General features: G+C 63.0%; 19 protein-coding genes. 17 read left to right on the top strand and 2 right to left on the bottom strand.

Annotated elements, in window-relative coordinates:
* Positions 1-122 precede the first annotated feature (122 nt).
* The 17 genes from KUV38_RS08090 (at position 123) to KUV38_RS08010 (ending at position 15779) form a co-directional block, all read left to right on the top strand.
* Positions 123-539, top strand: coding sequence for a DUF5333 domain-containing protein (locus KUV38_RS08090; protein ID WP_222469551.1), 417 nt, complete (start codon positions 123-125; stop codon positions 537-539).
* A gap of 185 nt (positions 540-724) precedes the next feature.
* Positions 725-2752: an NADH-quinone oxidoreductase subunit NuoG gene (gene nuoG, locus KUV38_RS08085; protein WP_222469550.1), complete on the top strand. Its 2028-nt coding sequence runs from the start codon at positions 725-727 to the stop codon at positions 2750-2752.
* Positions 2753-2757: 5 nt separating this feature from the next.
* On the top strand, positions 2758-3207 hold the full coding sequence (locus KUV38_RS08080) for a hypothetical protein (RefSeq protein WP_222469549.1): 450 nt from the start codon (positions 2758-2760) through the stop codon (positions 3205-3207).
* A gap of 14 nt (positions 3208-3221) precedes the next feature.
* Complete coding sequence (nuoH, locus tag KUV38_RS08075) at positions 3222-4262, top strand: NADH-quinone oxidoreductase subunit NuoH (RefSeq protein ID WP_222469548.1); 1041 nt, start codon at positions 3222-3224, stop codon at positions 4260-4262.
* Positions 4263-4265: 3 nt separating this feature from the next.
* Complete coding sequence (locus tag KUV38_RS08070; RefSeq protein WP_222469547.1) at positions 4266-4715, top strand: hypothetical protein; 450 nt, start codon at positions 4266-4268, stop codon at positions 4713-4715.
* A gap of 10 nt (positions 4716-4725) precedes the next feature.
* Positions 4726-5220, top strand: coding sequence for an NADH-quinone oxidoreductase subunit NuoI (gene nuoI, locus KUV38_RS08065; RefSeq protein ID WP_222469546.1), 495 nt, complete (start codon positions 4726-4728; stop codon positions 5218-5220).
* Positions 5217-5627 carry a carboxymuconolactone decarboxylase family protein gene (locus tag KUV38_RS08060; RefSeq protein WP_222469545.1) on the top strand — a complete coding sequence of 137 codons (411 nt, stop codon included), beginning with the start codon at positions 5217-5219 and terminating at the stop codon, positions 5625-5627. The genes nuoI and KUV38_RS08060 overlap by 4 nt, the downstream gene beginning before the upstream one ends.
* Positions 5624-6238 carry an NADH-quinone oxidoreductase subunit J gene (locus KUV38_RS08055; RefSeq protein WP_222469544.1) on the top strand — a complete coding sequence of 205 codons (615 nt, stop codon included), beginning with the start codon at positions 5624-5626 and terminating at the stop codon, positions 6236-6238. The genes KUV38_RS08060 and KUV38_RS08055 overlap by 4 nt, the downstream gene beginning before the upstream one ends.
* A complete protein-coding gene (locus KUV38_RS08050; RefSeq protein WP_222469543.1) occupies positions 6239-6391 on the top strand; it encodes a hypothetical protein in 153 nt (50 codons plus the stop codon).
* A gap of 22 nt (positions 6392-6413) precedes the next feature.
* Positions 6414-6719, top strand: coding sequence for an NADH-quinone oxidoreductase subunit NuoK (gene nuoK, locus KUV38_RS08045; RefSeq protein WP_074255352.1), 306 nt, complete (start codon positions 6414-6416; stop codon positions 6717-6719).
* Positions 6720-6725: 6 nt separating this feature from the next.
* Positions 6726-8894, top strand: coding sequence for an NADH-quinone oxidoreductase subunit L (gene nuoL / locus KUV38_RS08040; RefSeq protein ID WP_222469542.1), 2169 nt, complete (start codon positions 6726-6728; stop codon positions 8892-8894).
* Positions 8894-10444 (top strand): NADH-quinone oxidoreductase subunit M, encoded by a 1551-nt coding sequence (locus KUV38_RS08035; RefSeq protein ID WP_222469541.1) that lies wholly within the window; start codon positions 8894-8896, stop codon positions 10442-10444. The genes nuoL and KUV38_RS08035 overlap by 1 nt, the downstream gene beginning before the upstream one ends.
* Positions 10444-11886 (top strand): NADH-quinone oxidoreductase subunit NuoN, encoded by a 1443-nt coding sequence (nuoN, locus tag KUV38_RS08030; RefSeq protein ID WP_222469540.1) that lies wholly within the window; start codon positions 10444-10446, stop codon positions 11884-11886. Before KUV38_RS08035 ends, nuoN begins: the two co-directional genes overlap by 1 nt.
* A complete protein-coding gene (locus tag KUV38_RS08025) occupies positions 11876-12622 on the top strand; it encodes a biotin--[acetyl-CoA-carboxylase] ligase (RefSeq protein ID WP_261385180.1) in 747 nt (248 codons plus the stop codon). The genes nuoN and KUV38_RS08025 overlap by 11 nt, the downstream gene beginning before the upstream one ends.
* 11 nt (positions 12623-12633) lie before the next feature.
* Complete coding sequence (locus tag KUV38_RS08020) at positions 12634-13419, top strand: type III pantothenate kinase (RefSeq protein WP_222469538.1); 786 nt, start codon at positions 12634-12636, stop codon at positions 13417-13419.
* Positions 13416-15083 (top strand): ribonuclease J, encoded by a 1668-nt coding sequence (locus KUV38_RS08015; RefSeq protein WP_222469537.1) that lies wholly within the window; start codon positions 13416-13418, stop codon positions 15081-15083. Before KUV38_RS08020 ends, KUV38_RS08015 begins: the two co-directional genes overlap by 4 nt.
* Before the next feature lie 126 nt (positions 15084-15209).
* The gene (locus KUV38_RS08010) at positions 15210-15779 is read left to right on the top strand and encodes a hypothetical protein (protein WP_222469536.1); all 570 of its coding nucleotides are present in this window, start codon (positions 15210-15212) and stop codon (positions 15777-15779) included.
* Positions 15780-15816: 37 nt separating this feature from the next.
* Here the strand turns inward: KUV38_RS08010 and KUV38_RS08005 are convergent, their stop codons facing one another.
* Together KUV38_RS08005 and KUV38_RS08000 are read right to left on the bottom strand one after the other, a co-directional pair.
* Positions 15817-17283: a DEAD/DEAH box helicase gene (locus tag KUV38_RS08005; RefSeq protein WP_222469535.1), complete on the bottom strand. Its 1467-nt coding sequence runs from the start codon at positions 17281-17283 to the stop codon at positions 15817-15819.
* A gap of 120 nt (positions 17284-17403) precedes the next feature.
* Positions 17404-18243, bottom strand: a complete 840-nt coding sequence (locus KUV38_RS08000; protein WP_222469534.1) for an alpha/beta hydrolase — start codon at positions 18241-18243, stop codon at positions 17404-17406.
* Between the last annotated feature and the right edge of the window lie 35 nt (positions 18244-18278).

The following is an 18278-nucleotide window of genomic DNA, read 5'->3' as shown; positions in this document are numbered from 1 at the left end:
TTTGAGAGCGGATGTCATTGGATTTCAGGGGCCGCGTTATTGCATAGCAGATGGCACAGCACCATGTGAAACCCCGAAACCGAGGTGCGGAGCGCACCCAGAACGGACGGAGTGGACGACCAATGACAAATGCAGGCAGGGCTCTGGCAGGGGCAGTTATCGCGGTGATCTTGGCGCTTGGATTCTCGGGCGCGGCATCGGCAAAATCGCTGGCCGACAGCAAGGCGGTGAACTCCGGCCTGATCTCGGTGGGCATTGCGCTCGAGATTTCGGAGAAATGCCCTGATATCTCCGCGCGGACCATTCGCGGCTACAGCTTTCTGAACAGCCTCAAGAAGCAAGCCCGGGCCGAAGGCTTCTCTGATGCAGAGATCGACGCCTACGTTGACGACAAGGCTCAGAAGGCCCGTCTGATCAAGAAAGCGCGCGCTTACATGGCCTCCAAGGGCGCGAACGGCAGCACCGAAAGCTACTGCAAAGTCGGGCGTGCGGAGATTGCCGCAGGCACCCAGGCCGGCAACCTGATGCGGGCCCGGTAGGCGGCGCACGCGCAACTGCGCAAATGCGCCGATAAGGCGCGGCGAGTGTTAAGGATTTTTCGGGAGCGTGAGGGTTGAAACTCACCCTCCCGCAAGCCTAAAAGAGCGCAGCACCACCCGGATGCGGCGCGGCGGGGCAGGGGCCCACAGCAGGCGCCCGTTCGGGGCAGCCAAGAGGGCCCCGCATGAGCGACCTGCGCAAGATCATCATCGACGATCAGGAGATTGAGGTAGAGGGCGCGATGACGCTCATCCAGGCTTGCGAGCAAGCCGGGATCGAGGTGCCGCGTTTCTGCTATCACGAGCGCCTGAGCATTGCCGGCAACTGCCGCATGTGCCTTGTGGAGGTTGTCGGAGGCCCGCCCAAGCCTGCCGCCTCCTGCGCCATGCAGGTCAAAGACCTGCGCCCGGGGCCGGAGGGCCAGCCGCCGGTGGTGAAGACCAACTCCCCGATGGTGAAGAAGGCCCGCGAAGGGGTGATGGAATTTTTGCTCATTAATCACCCGCTGGATTGCCCGATCTGCGATCAGGGCGGCGAGTGCGACCTACAAGATCAGGCCATGGCCTACGGCGTGGACTTCAGCCGCTACCGTGAGCCCAAGCGTGCGGTGGACGATCTCGATCTCGGCCCGCTGGTCGAGACTCACATGACCCGCTGCATCAGTTGCACCCGCTGTGTGCGCTTTACCACTGAGGTGGCCGGTATCACCCAGATGGGCCAGACCGGCCGCGGCGAGGATGCCGAGATCACCTCCTACCTTGGTGAGACCCTCGACTCGGAGCTTCAGGGCAACATCATCGACCTCTGCCCGGTGGGCGCGCTGGTGAGCAAGCCTTATGCCTTCACCGCCCGCCCGTGGGAGCTGACCAAGACAGAAACAATCGACGTGATGGACGCGCTCGGCTCCAACATTCGCGTGGATGTGAAAGGTCGCGAAGTCATGCGCATCCTGCCCCGCAACCATGACGGGGTGAACGAGGAGTGGCTTTCCGACAAGTCGCGGTTTGTCTGGGATGGCCTGCGCCGTCAGCGGCTCGACAAGCCCTACATCCGCGAAAACGGCAAGCTTCGGCCCGCAACATGGGGCGAGGCATTGACCAAGGTTGCCGAGGCGACCAAGGGCAAAAAAATCGCTGGCCTTGTCGGGGATCTGGCCCCGGTCGAGGCCGCCTTTGCGCTGAATCAGCTGGTCGAGAGCCGAGGTGGCAACGTCGAGTGCCGCACCGATGGTGCTAAGCTGCCTGCCGGCAACCGCTCCGGCTATGCTGGCACGGCCCGCATTGAGGACATCGACGAGGCAAATGGCATCCTGCTGATCGGTTGCAACCCGCGCAGTGAAGCGCCGGTTTTGAACGCGCGCATTCGCCAGGCATGGCTGAAGGGTGCGCAGGTCGGCGTGATCGGCGCGATGGCTGATCTGACCTATGATACTCATAATTTCGGCGCGGACCGGTCGGCATTGACCGAACACATCAAGCTGGCAAAGAGTGAGCCGGTGGGCGATGACGAGCGGGGGATCGTGATTGTGGGGCAGGGCGCGATCCGTGAGGCGGATGGTGCGGCTGTTCTGGCTGCGGCGATGGAGATTGCCACGGCCCGCAAGGCCAAGCTGATGATCCTACACACCGCTGCCTCCCGTGTGGGAGCGATGGATGTGGGTGCGGTGACCGATGGCGGCATGGAAAAGGCCATCGAAGGGGCCGAGGTCATCTGGAACCTCGGTGCCGATGAGGTCGAGGTCGGCGACGGGCCCTTCGTGATTTATCAGGGCAGCCACGGTGACAGAGGTGCTCACCGCGCAGATGTGATCCTGCCCGCCGCTGCATGGACCGAGGAGAACGGCCTCTTCGTCAACACCGAGGGCCGCCCGCAACTGGCCTTCCGCGCGGGCTTCCCTCCGGGTGAAGCCAAGGAAAACTGGGCAATCCTGCGCGCCGCCTCGGCGCAGATGGAGGGCGACGCCCAACCTTGGGACAGCCTCGCGCAGCTCCGTCAGGCGCTGGTGGGCGAAGCACCGCATCTTGCGGGGATCGACGAGGTGCCGGAGAACGACTGGCAACCCGAAGCCACCGGCAAGCTCGGGTCGGCCGACTTTGTGCCCGCGATCAAAGATCACTACCTCACCAACCCGATTGCCCGTGCAAGCCAGGTGCTGGCGGAGCTCTCCGCCAACGCCAAGGCACGGCGCGAAACCCCGCTGGCGGCGGAGTAAGCCGGGTGCGCACGGCACTTCCCTTCGTCGCGGCGCTTCTCGTCGCCGGGTGCTCCGCCCGGGCGCCCGAGGGGCATGGCATTGCCTTTGACAACCCCGAAGGTGATGCGCTGCCAGAGGTGGTGAGCCGCCGCGCGCTGCCTTTCGAGCCGAGTTACAAGGGTATCGATACGCGCCTTCTCGATGGCGATCTCGTCAGCTTTGTCGTGGAGATGGAAGGGGCCCGCGACGAGGTGGATGTGGAGGAATACGCGCTTTGCGCCGCCGCCCAATACACGCTGATCCGGGGCTATGGTTTCGTGCGGCATGTCCGGACCCGGGTCGCCGAAGAGGCTGGCCTTTGGCGGGCGGATGCTGTTTACACCATATCGCCAGCGCTCCCGAGCGGGCCGACCAATATCGACGCGGAAGTGACGGTAGAGGATTGCAAGGCTCGGGGCATACCCACGGTTTGAGGACGTAAGGCAGAATGGCAGAATTCTTCACCAACACCGGCTTCGGCATCTTCCTTCTGACCGTGGGGCAGATCCTGCTGCTGGTGATCCCGTTGATGGTGGCGCTCGCCTTCCTGATGTACGCCGACCGGAAGATCTGGGCGGCTGTTCAGATGCGGAAAGGCCCCAACATCGTAGGTGTCTTCGGCTTGCTCCAGTCCTTCGCTGACTTCGGCAAATACATCGTGAAAGAGATCGTGGTGCCCGCCGGGGCCGACAAGGCGGTGTTCTTCCTCGCGCCGATGGTCAGCCTGGTGATGGCGCTGATTGCCTGGGCCGTGATCCCGTTCAATGACGGCTGGGTGCTGGCCGATATCAACGTGGCCATTCTCTACGTCTTCGCCGTCTCATCGCTCGAGGTTTATGGCGTGATCATGGGCGGCTGGGCCTCGAACTCGAAGTATCCCTTCCTCGGCTCGCTCCGCTCTGCCGCGCAGATGATCTCCTACGAGGTCTCCATCGGCCTCATCATTATCGGCGTGATCATCTCCACCGGCTCGATGAACTTCGGGGCCATCGTGGCTGCGCAAGATACCGGCTGGGGCGCGCTCGGCTGGTATTGGCTGCCGCACTTCCCGATGGTCTTCCTGTTCTTCATCTCGGCACTGGCCGAAACCAACCGTCCGCCCTTCGATCTGCCAGAGGCGGAATCGGAGTTGGTGGCAGGCTATCAGGTTGAATACTCCTCCACCCCCTTCCTGCTCTTCATGATCGGCGAGCTTGTGGCGGTGGTGCTGATGTGTGCGCTGGTCACGCTCCTCTTCTTCGGCGGCTGGCTCTCGCCCATCCCCGGGCTGCCCGACGGCATCCTCTGGATGGTGCTGAAGATGTGCTTTTTCTTCTTCATCTTCTCGATGATCAAGGCGATCACCCCGCGCTACCGCTATGATCAGCTTATGCGGATCGGCTGGAAGGTGTTTTTGCCATTCTCGCTGGCTTGGGTGGTGCTCATCGCCTTCCTCGCCAAGTTCGAAGTTTTCGGTGCCTTCTGGGCGCGGTTTGCGATGGGAGGATAAAGCATGAGCGAAGGTGAACAGACCCCGGCCGATGTAATTGCCACCTGGATGGAAGAGGCCCCGCATCAGACGATCTACAAGGAAGCGGGCGACTTTCGGACCGTGATGCTCGGCAGCTTTGGCGAGAGCAAACCCAAGTGGGATCAAATCACGCCCGAAAGTACTGGCATGGTCGTCAACAACTGGCTCGCGCAGGAGCGGCTGGGGTATGACTTGCCGGCCCTCGAAGGCGAGCAGCTGGCCAAGACCGGGCGGGTGGTGAACGAGTGGTTCAGCCACCTTGCACAAAAGGTCAAAACGCCCGCGCTTGTGAGCGTCGATGATTTCACCGGCGTCCTGCATGCCCTTCATTGCTCGCTGCGCGGGGTCGACCCCTTCGCCGAGATGAAGGAGCAGGAAGAGAAGATGAAGAACGCGCCCAAGATGCGCAGCGATTTCAACCTGCGGGGATGACGAGACCCATATGACCCAGATCGACTGGAACCGCGCGACCAAGTACTTCCTGCTGTCCGATTGGATTGCAGGCTTCAAGCTTGGTCTGAAATACTTCTTCGCTCCAAAGGCCACGCTGAACTACCCGCATGAGAAGGGGCCACTCAGCCCGCGCTTCCGCGGCGAGCACGCGCTCCGGCGTTATCCGAACGGGGAAGAGCGCTGCATCGCCTGCAAACTCTGCGAGGCGATCTGCCCGGCTCAGGCCATCACGATTGATGCCGAACCGCGTGAAGACGGCTCGCGCCGGACAACACGCTACGACATCGACATGACCAAGTGCATCTACTGCGGTTTCTGCCAAGAAGCCTGCCCGGTGGATGCCATCGTCGAAGGCCCCAACTTTGAGTTCGCCACTGAGACCCGCGAAGAACTTTTCTACGACAAGGAAAAGCTGCTGGCGAACGGCGAGCGCTGGGAAGCCGAGATCGCCCGCAACCTCGAGTTGGATGCGCCCTACCGATGACCGCTGATTTCACCAAACTCTTCCAGCAGCTCATGGAGCAGGGGCAGGAGATGGCCAAATCCATCAACCCTGACCTCGCCTCCTTCAAGATGCCCGGGATGGGGGACTTCATGCCCACCATGCCCAAGGACATGATGGAGATGTGGATGGGCAAGACGTTCAACCCCGAGGGGCTGGACGCGCGGACCCGTCTGCTGGTGACGCTGGCTGCCCTCACGGTGCTGGGCGCGCAGGCCGAAGACCAGATCACGCTTACCGTACGGCACGCGCTGGAGGCCGGGGCCACCCCGCAGGAGGTGGCCGAGGTCATCGCCATGATGAGCATGTTCGGCGGCGTTCCGGCGATGACCAAAGCCATGGAGCTGGCGCAGGCCGAAATTCAGAAATCCAAGGGAGAGGGCGCATGACGGTTGCCGACTTCGCCTTTTACGTGGCCGCGTTCATCGTGGTGGTGGCGGGTTTCTTCGTGGTGGTCAGCCGCAATCCGGTGCACTCGGTGCTCTGGCTGATCCTTTCCTTTCTCTCTGCTGCCGGGCTCTTCGTTCTGCTCGGCGCCGAGTTCGTGGCGATGCTTCTGGTCATCGTCTACGTGGGCGCCGTCGCGGTGCTCTTCCTCTTCGTCGTGATGATGCTCGATGTCGACTTCGCCGAGCTGCGGGGTGAGATGGCCAAATACGTGCCATTGGCCGCCGTAATCGGCGTGGTGCTGCTGATGGAATTGGGAATGATCTACGGCGCTTGGAGCGCCGCGGATGGTGTAGCCGTGGCAGGCAGCCTCGGCGAGATCACCCCCACCAACGACCCGAACACCGGCCTGCTGGGCATGGTCATCTATGACCAGTACTTTCTGCTCTTCCAAGTCGCTGGCCTGATCCTTCTGGTCGCCATGATTGGGGCCATCGTTCTGACCCTGCGCCACCGGACCGACGTCAAGCGGCAGGACGTGCTCGCGCAGATGTACCGTGATCCGGCCAAGGCGATGGAAGTGGTCGATGTGAAGCCGGGGCAGGGTCTTTGAATGGTGGATCTTGCAGAGATGATCTTTGCCAGCATCGGGCTTGGCGGGCTGGCCGCGCTCTGGGTGCTGAAAGCGGTGCTGGGTATCGGCGCATTGCGCCTCTGGCGGCGCTGGCGTAACCGACGGGCCGTGCTGGCCACGCCGGAAGTCTGAAAGAGAAGAAACGAGGGACCAGATGGTCGGACTTGAACATTACCTGACGGTGGCCGCCGCGCTCTTCGTCATCGGGATCTTCGGGATCTTCCTCAACCGGAAGAACGTGATCATCATCCTGATGTCGATCGAGCTGATGCTGCTGGCAGTCAACATCAACCTCGTCGCCTTCTCCGCCTTTTTGGGCGACCTCACGGGGCAGGTCTTCACCCTCTTCGTGCTGACGGTCGCCGCCGCAGAGGCCGCCATCGGCCTCGCCATCCTTGTCTGCTTCTTCCGCAACCGTGGCACGATCGCGGTGGAAGATGTCAACAACATGAAGGGGTAAGGGGCCATGGAAACCATCATCCTCTTCGCGCCACTTCTCGGTGCCATCATCTGCGGCTTCGGCTGGCGGATCGTCGGCGAGAAGGCGGGCATGGTCATTGCCACCGGGCTGCTGTTTCTCTCGGCGATCCTGAGTTGGATCGTCTTCTTCAGCTTCGATGGGCAGACCGAGCAAATTACTATCATGCGGTGGATTGAGAGCGGCTCACTCTCCACTGATTGGGCGATCCGGCTCGACCGACTCACCGCGATCATGCTGATCGTGGTCACCACGGTCTCCAGCCTCGTGCACCTTTATTCCTTCGGCTACATGGCGCATGACGAGCACTTCCGCGATGGCGAGAGCTATCGCCCGCGCTTCTTCGCCTACCTGTCGTTCTTCACCTTCGCGATGCTCAGCCTCGTGACGGCCGACAACCTCGTGCAGATGTTCTTCGGCTGGGAAGGCGTCGGCGTGGCCTCCTACCTTCTGATCGGCTTCTACATCCGGAAGCCCTCTGCCGGTGCGGCGTCGATCAAGGCCTTCGTGGTTAACCGGGTGGGCGATTTCGGCTTTGCGCTCGGCATCTTCGGCCTCTTCTTCCTGACCGACAGCATCGACTTCGATGTGATCTTCGCCTCCGCGCCTGAGCTGGCCGAGACCAACATCACCTTCCTCTGGACAGAGTGGAACGCAGCCAACCTGCTGGGCTTCCTGCTTTTCGTGGGCGCGATGGGCAAATCGGCCCAGCTCTTCCTGCACACCTGGCTGCCGGACGCGATGGAAGGCCCGACCCCAGTGTCGGCCCTGATCCACGCGGCAACCATGGTGACGGCGGGGGTGTTCCTCGTCTGCCGGATGTCGCCGCTTTACGAATTTGCGCCCACGGCGGCCACCTTCATCGTCTACATCGGTGCCTTCACCGCCTTCTTCGCGGCCACGGTCGGCCTCGTGCAGAACGACATCAAACGCGTGATCGCCTATTCGACGTGTTCGCAGCTCGGCTACATGTTCGTGGCCGCGGGTGTGGGCATGTATTCCGCCGCGATGTTCCACCTCTTCACCCACGCCTTCTTCAAGGCGATGCTGTTCCTCGGTGCCGGCTCGGTCATCCATGGAATGCACCACGAACAGGACATGCGGAACTATGGCGGGCTGAAGGACAAGCTGCCGATCACCTTCTGGGCGATGATGATCGGGACGCTGGCGATTACCGGCGTGGGCATTCCGCTCACCTACATCGGCTTTGCAGGGTTCCTCTCGAAGGACGCAATCATCGAGAGCGCCTTTGCGGCGGGCACACCTGCAGGCCAACTTGGCTTCTGGCTGCTTGTGATCGCCGCAGCCATGACCAGCTTCTACTCTTGGCGGCTCATTTTCCTGACGTTCTTCGGCGCACCGCGGGGTGACAAGCACACCCATGAGCACGCGCATGAGAGCCCTATGACCATGCTGATCCCGCTCGGTGTACTGGCGCTCGGCGCGGTGTTCGCAGGCATGATCTGGATGAGCAGCTTTTTTGGGCACACCGATCAGGTTGCCAGGTTCTACGGCATCCCGCTGGCCGGTGAGGTCCATGCGGAGGAAGGCCACGGCGAAGAGGCTGCGGACGGGGACCACGAAGAAGAGGCCGCGGGCGAGGAGCACGGCACCGAGATGGCGACCAGCCCCGAAGACGTGGAAGTTGTCGTGACCGATCATGCGATGGACGGCGAGCACCACGCGGCCTTCGGTGGCAACCCCGGTGACGGCGCGCTCTACTTCGGGCCGGAAAACACCGTGCTGGACGACGCGCACAACGTGCCCAAGTGGGTCAAGCTCTCGCCCTTCCTCGCCATGCTCTTCGGTCTCGGCCTGGCTTGGGTTTTCTACATCCGCCGCCCCGAAACGCCCAAGCAACTGGCCGAGAACCAACCCATTCTCTACCAGTTCCTGCTGAACAAGTGGTACTTTGACGAGATCTATGACGCGGTCTTCGTCCGGCCTGCCAAGAGCCTTGGCAACTTCCTTTGGAAGAAGGGCGACACGGCGACCATCGATGGTGGGATCAACGGCTTGGCGATGGGGATCATCCCGTTCTTCACCCGGCTCGCGGGCCGGGCGCAGTCCGGCTACATCTTCGCCTATGCGGCGGCGATGGTGCTCGGAATCGTGGTGCTCGTCACTTGGATGTCTATCACTGGAGGGGCGAACTGATGGACAACCTGCTCTCTATCATCACCTTCATCCCCGCCATTGCGGCGGTGATCCTCGCGCTCTTCCTGCGCGGGGAGGATGCGGCAGCCCAGAAGAACGCAAAGTGGCTGGCCCTGATCGCCACCGGTGCAACCTTCATCGTCTCGCTCTTCCTTATTGCGCAGTTCGACCCGGCTGACACCGGCTTCCAGTTCGTGGAAGAGCGGGAGTGGTTGATGGGGCTGAAGTACAAGATGGGCGTCGATGGCATATCGGTGCTCTTCGTCATGCTCACCACCTTCCTGATGCCGCTTACCATCTGGTCGGCTTGGAACGTCAAGGTGCGCGTGAAGGAGTACATGATCGCCTTCCTGCTGCTGGAAACGCTGATGCTCGGCGTCTTCTGCGCGCTCGATCTGGTGCTGTTCTACCTGTTCTTCGAGGCGGGCCTCATACCGATGTTCCTGATCATCGGCATCTGGGGCGGAGCGAACCGGATCTACGCGGCCTTCAAGTTCTTCCTCTACACCTTCCTTGGCTCTGTGCTCATGCTGGTGGCGATGATCGCCATGTACGTCGATGCAGGCACCACAGATATCGCCGCGCTGCTTCAGCACAACTTCTCGACCGGCACGATCAGCCTTTTCGGTTTCCAAATCCTCGGCGGATTGCAGACTCTGCTGTTCCTCGCCTTCTTCGCCAGCTTCGCGGTGAAGATGCCGATGTGGCCGGTGCACACCTGGCTGCCAGATGCTCACGTGCAGGCGCCCACGGCCGGTTCCGTGGTGCTGGCCGCCATCTTGCTGAAGATGGGTGGCTATGGCTTCCTCCGGTTCAGCCTGCCGATGTTCCCGGTCGGGTCCGAAATTCTGGCGCCACTGGTCTTCTGGATGAGCGCCATTGCCATCGTCTACACCTCGCTGGTCGCGCTGGCGCAGGAGGACATGAAGAAGCTCATCGCCTATTCGTCGGTGGCGCACATGGGCTATGTGACCATGGGCATCTTCGCGGCCAACCAGCAGGGGATCGATGGCGCGATCTTCCAGATGATCAGCCACGGCTTCATCTCGGGCGCGCTCTTCCTCATCGTCGGGGTGATCTATGACCGGATGCACACCCGCGAGATCGACGCCTATGGCGGCCTCATCAACCGGATGCCGGCCTATGCGCTGATCTTCTGCTTCTTCACCATGGCCAACGTCGGCCTGCCGGGCACCTCGGGCTTCATCGGCGAGTTCCTCGTGCTGATGGGCATTTTCCAGGTGAACACCTGGGTCGCGCTCTTCGCCACCTCCGGCGTGATCCTCTCTGCGGCTTATGCGCTCTGGCTCTACCGCCGCGTGGTGCTGGGCGACCTGATCAAGGAAAGCCTGAAGACCATCACCGACATGTCGCGCCGCGAGCGCGCGATCTTCGCGCCGCTGGTGGTGATGACCCTGCTGCTCGGCGTGTACCCGGCTCTGGTGACCGATATCATCGGGCCCTCGGTGGAAGCCCTCATCGGCAAGTATGAAACCGCCGTGGCAGACTTCAGCCCGGCGACCCAAGTGGCGGAAACGGGAGACCACTGATGATTTCGACCGACCTCGCCATTCTGCTGCCCGAGATCTTCCTCTCGCTCTTCGCGATGGTCGCGCTCATCGGGGCCGTCTACACCGAGAAGGATGGGCTGGCTGGCACCATCACATGGGCGGCCAGCGCGGTGATGATTGCGGTTGCAATCTGGGTGCTCATGTCGGGCGGCAATGACCGCACGGCCTTCGGCGGCCTGTTCATTGACGATGGCTTCTCGCGCTTTGCCAAGGTGGTGATCCTCATCAGCGCGGCCTGCGTGCTTATGATGGGACAGGAGTTCATGGCCCGCCGCGGGCTGCTGAAGTTCGAGTATCCGGTGCTGGTGGTGCTCGCCGTCGTTGGCATGATGCTGATGGTCTCGGCGGGAGATCTGATGGCGCTATACATGGGGTTGGAGCTGCAATCTTTGGCACTCTACGTGGTTGCGGCGATCCGGCGAGACGGGGTGAAGTCCACCGAGGCGGGCCTGAAGTATTTCGTGCTCGGCGCTCTCTCTTCAGGCTTGTTGCTCTACGGCGCCTCGCTGACCTATGGCTACGCAGGCACAACGCAGTTTGCCGGCATCATCGCGGCGGCAGGCGAGGGGGCCATGCCGATCGGGCTGCTCATCGGCCTCGTCTTCATCATCTCGGGCCTCGCCTTCAAGATTTCCGCCGTGCCTTTCCACATGTGGACACCGGACGTGTACGAAGGCGCACCCACGCCGATCACCGCCTTCTTCGCGACTGCGCCCAAGGTGGCGGCCATGGGCCTCTTCGCTCGCGTGCTGCATGATGCCTTCGGCAATGCCACCGGCGATTGGGGGCAGATCCTCGCGCTCCTTGCCGTGCTCTCGATGTTCCTCGGAGCCGTTGCTGCCGTGGGCCAGCGCGACATCAAGCGGCTGATGGCCTATTCCTCGATTGCTCACATGGGCTACGCGCTCGTGGGCCTTGCTTCAGGTACCGAGCAGGGCGTAACGGCGATGCTGATCTACATGGCGATCTACGTGACCATGAACATCGGCACCTTCGCCTTCATTCTCTCGATGGAACGCGATGGGCGTCACATCACCACGATCGACAGCCTGCGTCAGCTGGGCAGCCGCGAGCCAGTGAAGGCGCTGGCCCTGCTGGTGCTCATGTTCTCGCTCGCGGGCGTGCCGCCGCTTCTGGGCTTCTTCGGCAAGTTCGCCGTGCTGATGGCCGCCGTGGACGCAGACATGACCTGGCTCGCCGTGCTGGGCGCAATCGCTTCGGTGATCGGTGCTTTCTACTACCTGCGGATCGTCTACTTCATGTACTTCGGCGACGAGAGCGTGGAGCCGGTAGAGGGGCACATGAGCCCGCTCGCCTTCGGCTTCCTCGTGGCTTCGGCGGCGATCATGATCCTCGGCATCGTCAACCTTTTCGGGGTCGACGGCTACGCAGCGGCGGCGGCGGCCACCCTTGTCAACTGACGCAGGACGAGTCGTTCTCGACAGCTGTCCTTCCACGATGACGGTGGCCCGCGACGGTTTCGCGGGTTACACGCGCCCGACCTGGGTGCTGGCGCACCGCCAGACCGGCGGCCATGGGCGACGCGGCCGGCCATGGGCCAACCCGCGTGGAGCCTTTACCGCCACGCTAGCCCTGCCGAACCCCGGCACCGCGCAGGCGGCGGCTCAGCGGAGTTTCGTGGCGGCAATGGCCCTTTTCGATGCGTTTGTTGCCGTCACCGGGCGGCCTGACGGGCTCTCACTGAAGTGGCCGAATGACGTGTTGCTGAATGGCGGCAAGGTGGCGGGCATCCTGTTGGAAAGCCTTGGGCCACGACCGGATGGTTTGCTCGACGGGCTGCTCATTGGCATTGGCGTCAACCTGATCGAGCCGCCTGACGTGGGTGAGGTTGAACCCGGCGCCGTGCGCCCCGTTGCGCTAGCGCAGGAGGCAGGCGTGAAGGCGACGCCGGAAGAGTTTCTCGACGCGCTCGCACCGGCCTATGACCGACACGAGGGCAGCTTCACCACCCACGGCTTTGCCCCGATCCGCCGGGCGTGGCTCGACCGGGCCGCGAAGCTCGGCCAAACCATCACCGCGCGGCTCCCCGGCGAGGAGTTGACCGGCACCTTCAAAACCATCGACGAGATGGGCTACCTTCAGCTTCAAACTCAATCCGGCCTGCGCGGCATCGCTGCTGCCGAGGTCTTTTTCTAAGAGGCGCGCCCATGCTCCTTTGCATCGATTGCGGCAACACCAACACAGTCTTCTCCGTCTGGGACGGTGAGAAGTGGCTCGCCACGCTGCGCACTTCGACCGAGCACCAGCGCACGGCGGATCAATATTGGGTTTGGTTCAGCCAATTGATGGAGCACCGCTGCGTGGAGGTGAATATCGACGCGGTGATCATCTCGTCGACCGTGCCGCGCGTGGTTTTCAATCTGCGGGTCTTCTCTGACCGCTACTTCAACTGCCGCCCAATGGTGGTGGGCAAACCGGGCTGCGAGTTGCCCACGGCGCCCCGGGTGGATGCTGGCGTTGCGGTTGGCCCGGATAGGCTGGTGAACACCGCGGGCGCCTTCGATCGGCACGGCGGCGATCTCATCGTGGTGGATTTCGGCACTGCCACCACCTTTGACGTTGTGGCCAAGGACGGCGCCTATGTGGGCGGTGTGATCGCTCCGGGCGTCAACCTCAGCCTCGAGGCGCTGCACATGGCCGCCGCCGCGCTGCCCCATGTGGATGTGACCAAGCCGGACAAGGTGATTGGAACCAACACGGTGGCCTGTATGCAATCGGGCGTGTTCTGGGGCTACGTGGGCCTCGTCAACGGTATCTGCGACCAGATAAAGGCCGAATATGGCAGGGAAATGCGGGTGATTTCGACCGGCGGGCTTGCACCGCTGTTCCAGATGGGACATGCCCGGTTCGACGCGTTTGAAGACGATCTGACGATGCATGGGCTGACGGTGATCCATGCCTATAACATGAGCCAAGCGGGGCAGACGGAATGAGTGACGAGCGGTTGATCTACCTGCCTCTGGGCGGGGCCGGGGAGGTGGGCATGAACGCCTATGTCTACGGCTACGGCAAGCCGGGGCAGGAGCGCCTGATCCTTGTCGATCTCGGCGTGACCTTCCCCGACATGGATGGCACCCCCGGCGTTGACCTCATCTTCCCGGACATGAGCTGGCTGAAGGAAAATCGCGACCGGCTGGACGCGATCTTCATCACCCACGGGCATGAAGACCATGTTGGCGGCATCGGTCACTTCTGGGCCGATCTGCGCGCGCCGGTCTACTGCCGTCGCTTCACCGCCGCGCTGGCGGTGCGCAAGATGGATGAGCAGGGGCAGGACGTTGAGCATGTGAATGCGGTCGGCCCTTACCCCGAAACCGTCGAGGCCGGGCCGTTCAAGGTGGCTTTCGTGCCGGTGTCACACTCGATCCCCGAAAGCTCCGGCCTCGTGATCGACACGCCTGCCGGGCGGGTGGTGCATACCGGCGACTTCAAACTCGACGGCAACCCGGTTGTAGGGGAGGCATTCGACCCGGAACTCTGGAACGAAATCGCCAAACCGGGGGTGCAGGCGCTGACCTGCGACAGCACCAACATCATGAGCCCCCATCCGGGCCGTTCCGAGGCCACCTTGCCGCCAGCGATCATAGAACTGGTCGAGAAATCCGAAGGCATGATCGTGGCCACCACCTTTGCCTCCAATGTGGCGCGGGTGAAGACGCTGGCGGAAGCCGGGGCCAAGGCGGGCCGCTCCGTCTGCCTTCTGGGGCGCGCGATGAAGCGCATGGTCGCCGTGGCCATCGATACCGGCGTGATGGAGAAGTTTCCGCACACCGTGACTCCCGAAGAAGCCGCTGACATTCCACGCGAGAACCTGATGCTGATCGTCACCGGCTCGCAGGGTGAGCGCCGCGCAGCATCAGCGCAGCTTTCGCGGGGCAAGTTCCTCGGCCTGACGATGAAGCAGGGTGATACCTTCCTGTTTTCCTCCAAGACCATCCCTGGGAATGAGCGGGGCGTGCTGCGGATCGTGAATGCGTTTTCCGAGATGGGCGTCGATGTGATCGACGACCGCAGTGATCTCTATCACGTCTCCGGCCACGCAAACCGGCCCGACCTTGAGGCAATGCACGACCTGATGCACCCCAAGATGCTTGTGCCGATGCATGGTGAGCACCGGATGCTGCGTGAACACGCCAAGGTGGGCGAAGCCAAGGGCATTCCCTCCGTGGTGGCCGTAAACGGCTCCATGGTGGACCTCACCGGCCCTCAGCCGGAGATCGTGGAGTACATCGAAACCGGGCGGACCTATCTGGACGGTTCAGTGAAGATCGGTGCCCTGGATGGCGTCGTACGCGACCGTATTCGGGTGGCGCTGAACGGCCAGGTCTTCCTCACGTTGATCCTCGACGAAAACGATGAGCCTCTCGGCGAGCCTTGGGCCGAGCTTGTCGGCCTGCCTGAAGAGGGCCGCTCGCGCGCGCCGCTGGTGGAGTTGATCGAATCTGCCGCTGACGCCTTCCTTGGCCGGGCGGACGATAAGGTTCTGACCGACGACGACAAACTTGAAGAAGGTCTGCGGCGTGTCGTCCGGCAGACCTCCGTCGAGGAAATCGGCAAAAAGCCAGAGGTCGTGGTGGTGATCAGCCGCTTGAGCTGATGTCGGGGGCCTCGTTGCCCCGGCCCCGTCCCGGATGACTTTGGTGTGCTAGGATACCCCGGCGCGCCGCGGTTTTGACGCCTGACTATTTTTTGGCGCGAAAGTCATTGGGGAAGGAACGGGGACATGAATTCCGGGATATGGTTCGGCTTTGCCGTCGACGTGGGCGGGCACTTGGGCATATGGGGCACCAACACCATGTATGCCAATTTCTATTCGCTCGACAGTTATCAGAAGAGCTTTAGCGTGCAGAGTGAGCGCACCCGCTGGGGGCCGGGGCTGGGCGGCGGGATCGGGCTGAACTTCTACATCGTGCCCTCGCTGCAGGACCCTATGGGCGTGCAGGCGATGAAGACCGAGACATGGGACTTCCAGCTCGCCATCGGTGCCAAGTGGGGCGCGTTGATCAAGGGGCTGTCAAAATCGCGGAAGCTGGCTCAGGTGGTCAAACACGCCTCAGAGACCAAGGGCCTGACCAAGGCGGCGCTGAAGCTGATGACCCGGCTGGAGCCGGGTGATTACGTGGATATCTCGAAGCGACTGCGGGAGATGGTGCAGTCGATGGACCTGAAGACCGATGCGGCCACACCCCAGACCTTCAACATGGGCATTCCAATCCCTGGCGCGCTGGAGGTGAGCGTGTTCAAGCAGTACGGCACCTGGACGGTGCTCTCGGTCAACCAGCCGACGCCCTGACCCTAGAGAGACAGGGGCCGCCGGCCTGCCCCGTGGCTTAAGCAGTCGGATCCGGCGTTTCGGATCGGTCGGCAAAGCTGCGGGCGATGAAGTCCGGCAGGTGGTCGCCCAAGCCTTGCGGGGTCTGTCCACCACGCTCGCCGCCGCGATCCCCGCCCCGGTCTCCGCCACGACCACGGCCACCGCGGGAGCGGCGGCGTGGTTCACGCTCTTCGCTTTGCTCAGGTGCCGCCTCGGTTGCGGCCTCGGGGGCAGGGCTCTCTTCGGGCGTTTCGTCCTTCTTGCGACGGGAGCGCGAGCGGCTGCGCTTGGGCTTCTCTTCGGTAGTCTCTTCGGCAGCCGCGGGGGACGGAGTGCCTTCGGGCGCGTCAAGGCGCTGGATCTCGGACTGAACGAGCCGCTCGATGTCGGCGAGGTTCTTCTCGTCAATCGGAGCGCAGATCATGTAGGCCACGCCCGACCGGCCGGCACGTCCCGTGCGGCCAATGCGGTGCACGTAGTCTTCTGCGTGGCTAGGCACATCGTAGTTGAACACGTGGCTGACGGTCGGAATGTCGAGCCCGCGTGCGGCGACATCGGAAGCGATCAGGAAGCGGATGCTGCCATCGCGGAAGCCGGCGAGCGTCTTCATCCGCTGGGACTGATCAAGGTCACCGTGGATCGGCTCAGCGTTATAGCCGTATTTCTTCAGCGACTTAGCGACCACATCGACATCGACCTTGCGGTTGCAGAAGATAATCGCGTTGGTGCAGGCGTCGCCTTCGGCGTCGATCAACCCGCGCAGGATCTTGCGCTTCTCGGTCGCTGCGCGGTCGCGGCGCGAGGGTTTGAACATCAGCACACCCTGCTTGATGTTCTCACCCGTAGTCGCCGCACGGGCCACCTCAATCTTCTCGGGGTTCGAGAGGAAGGTGTTGGTGATCCGCTCGATCTCGGGCGCCATGGTGGCGGAGAAAAACAGGGTCTGGCGGGTGAAGGGCGTGAGTTGGAAGATGCGCTCGATATCGGGGATGAAGCCCATGTCGAGCATCCGGTCGGCCTCGTCGACCACCATGATCTGCACGCCGGTCAGCAGCAGCTTGCCGCGCTCGAAATGGTCGAGAAGGCGGCCTGGGGTTGCGATCAGCACGTCGACGCCGCGGTCGATCAGCTTGTCCTGCTCGCCGAATGAGACGCCACCGATCAGCAGGGCTTTGGTGAGCTTGGTGTGCTGGGCATAGATGTCGAAGTTTTCGGCCACCTGGGCGGCGAGCTCGCGGGTGGGCGCCAGCACGAGAGAGCGGGGCATCCGGGCGCGGGCTCGGCCGCGCTTCAGGAGCGAGATCATCGGAAGCGTGAAGCTCGCCGTCTTGCCGGTGCCCGTCTGGGCAATGCCCAGAACATCGCGGCCTTCGAGGGCGGGCGGGATCGCGCCGGCCTGGATCGGGGTGGGGGTTTCGTAGCCGGCATCTTCGACGGCTTTGAGGACCTTCGGGTCCAGCTTCAGATCGCTAAATTTTGTCATGTACGTCCGTGTCTTGCGGGGTCGAACCCCGCGGGATTGGGACGCAATGATCAGGCGCCCCGCGCTGCCCGCACGCGCATCGTGAGAGCATTGGCCACCTAACCCAGTTTGGCGGCAAGGTCAATCAACCAAGCCCTGGCGCGCAAGGAAGGCATCGACCGTGTCCGTATAGGGGCCGGGCAGGCCGAGGGCGCTGTTGATCGCAGCGTGTGAATAGTCAATCTCGTAGGTCTCCGCCGCGACCTTTCGGGCCTTGGCGACGCGGGCAAAATTGCGGGCTGCCGAGAGCGAGGCGCGGCGTTTGGCGGAGGCGACGAGTAGGAAGGGCGTAGCGCCAGGGCCGAGGCGGGCCATAGGAGAGGCATCCTGCCAGAAGGCGCGACTTGTGCCGAAGGCACGGCGGTGGATGCGCGAGGGCTTGCGGGCCATGTAGCGCTCGGTGTCGTAGACGGCGGAATCCAGCGCCACCGTGGCCCGCCATGGGCCAGCGCCCCACCGGCGGGCAAGGCCCGGATCGGCGCCCAGCAGGGCAGCGAGATGAGCCCCGGCAGAATGGCCCATCAGCGCAATCCTCGCTGGGTCGGCGCCCCAGCCCCGCGCGTTCTGCTGCACATGGGCCAGCGCCCGGGCAAGATCGGCGGCCTGCTGCATCGGGTCGGCCTCGGGCAGCAGCCGGGTGTTGACCGAGACAAAGCCAATGCCGCGCCCGTTCCAATGCGCCGACTTCGCCTTCCAGACATTGTCATTTGCCTTGTCGCCAAAGGCCCAGCCGCCGCCGTGGAGGAACACCACCAGAGGCGCCGCCGAAGCGCCCTCGGGCATGTAGACATCGTAGCGCTGCAAGGCGTGCGGCCCGTAGGCCTGATCGCGGCGCAGAGTAGCGGCACGGGCGGGCAGGGCGCTTGCGGCAGCCAAGGCAGCGAGTCCTGCGAGGGTGCGGCGGCGTGTGATAATGGGCATTTCGTCCCTCCTTGCGGCATCTTACGCGTGCCGCG

The sequence above is a fragment of the Vannielia litorea genome, from assembly GCF_019801175.1.
Taxonomy (GTDB): domain Bacteria; phylum Pseudomonadota; class Alphaproteobacteria; order Rhodobacterales; family Rhodobacteraceae; genus Vannielia; species Vannielia litorea_B.
Note: the sequence above shows the minus strand (reverse complement) of the source record. Positions and strands in the feature narration are given on the sequence as shown.

Coding starts and splice junctions, on each gene's coding strand:
- KUV38_RS08000 (WP_222469534.1), bottom strand. CDS start 18,243: ATGCCCATTATCACACGCCGCCGCACCCTCGCAGGACTCGCTGCCTTG.
- KUV38_RS08055 (WP_222469544.1), top strand. CDS start 5,624: ATGACGGTTGCCGACTTCGCCTTTTACGTGGCCGCGTTCATCGTGGTG.
- KUV38_RS08035 (WP_222469541.1), top strand. CDS start 8,894: ATGGACAACCTGCTCTCTATCATCACCTTCATCCCCGCCATTGCGGCG.
- KUV38_RS08090 (WP_222469551.1), top strand. CDS start 123: ATGACAAATGCAGGCAGGGCTCTGGCAGGGGCAGTTATCGCGGTGATC.
- KUV38_RS08060 (WP_222469545.1), top strand. CDS start 5,217: ATGACCGCTGATTTCACCAAACTCTTCCAGCAGCTCATGGAGCAGGGG.
- nuoH (WP_222469548.1), top strand. CDS start 3,222: ATGGCAGAATTCTTCACCAACACCGGCTTCGGCATCTTCCTTCTGACC.
- nuoN (WP_222469540.1), top strand. CDS start 10,444: ATGATTTCGACCGACCTCGCCATTCTGCTGCCCGAGATCTTCCTCTCG.
- KUV38_RS08070 (WP_222469547.1), top strand. CDS start 4,266: ATGAGCGAAGGTGAACAGACCCCGGCCGATGTAATTGCCACCTGGATG.
- KUV38_RS08020 (WP_222469538.1), top strand. CDS start 12,634: ATGCTCCTTTGCATCGATTGCGGCAACACCAACACAGTCTTCTCCGTC.
- KUV38_RS08005 (WP_222469535.1), bottom strand. CDS start 17,283: ATGACAAAATTTAGCGATCTGAAGCTGGACCCGAAGGTCCTCAAAGCC.
- nuoK (WP_074255352.1), top strand. CDS start 6,414: ATGGTCGGACTTGAACATTACCTGACGGTGGCCGCCGCGCTCTTCGTC.
- nuoL (WP_222469542.1), top strand. CDS start 6,726: ATGGAAACCATCATCCTCTTCGCGCCACTTCTCGGTGCCATCATCTGC.
- KUV38_RS08010 (WP_222469536.1), top strand. CDS start 15,210: ATGAATTCCGGGATATGGTTCGGCTTTGCCGTCGACGTGGGCGGGCAC.
- KUV38_RS08050 (WP_222469543.1), top strand. CDS start 6,239: ATGGTGGATCTTGCAGAGATGATCTTTGCCAGCATCGGGCTTGGCGGG.
- nuoI (WP_222469546.1), top strand. CDS start 4,726: ATGACCCAGATCGACTGGAACCGCGCGACCAAGTACTTCCTGCTGTCC.
- nuoG (WP_222469550.1), top strand. CDS start 725: ATGAGCGACCTGCGCAAGATCATCATCGACGATCAGGAGATTGAGGTA.
- KUV38_RS08015 (WP_222469537.1), top strand. CDS start 13,416: ATGAGTGACGAGCGGTTGATCTACCTGCCTCTGGGCGGGGCCGGGGAG.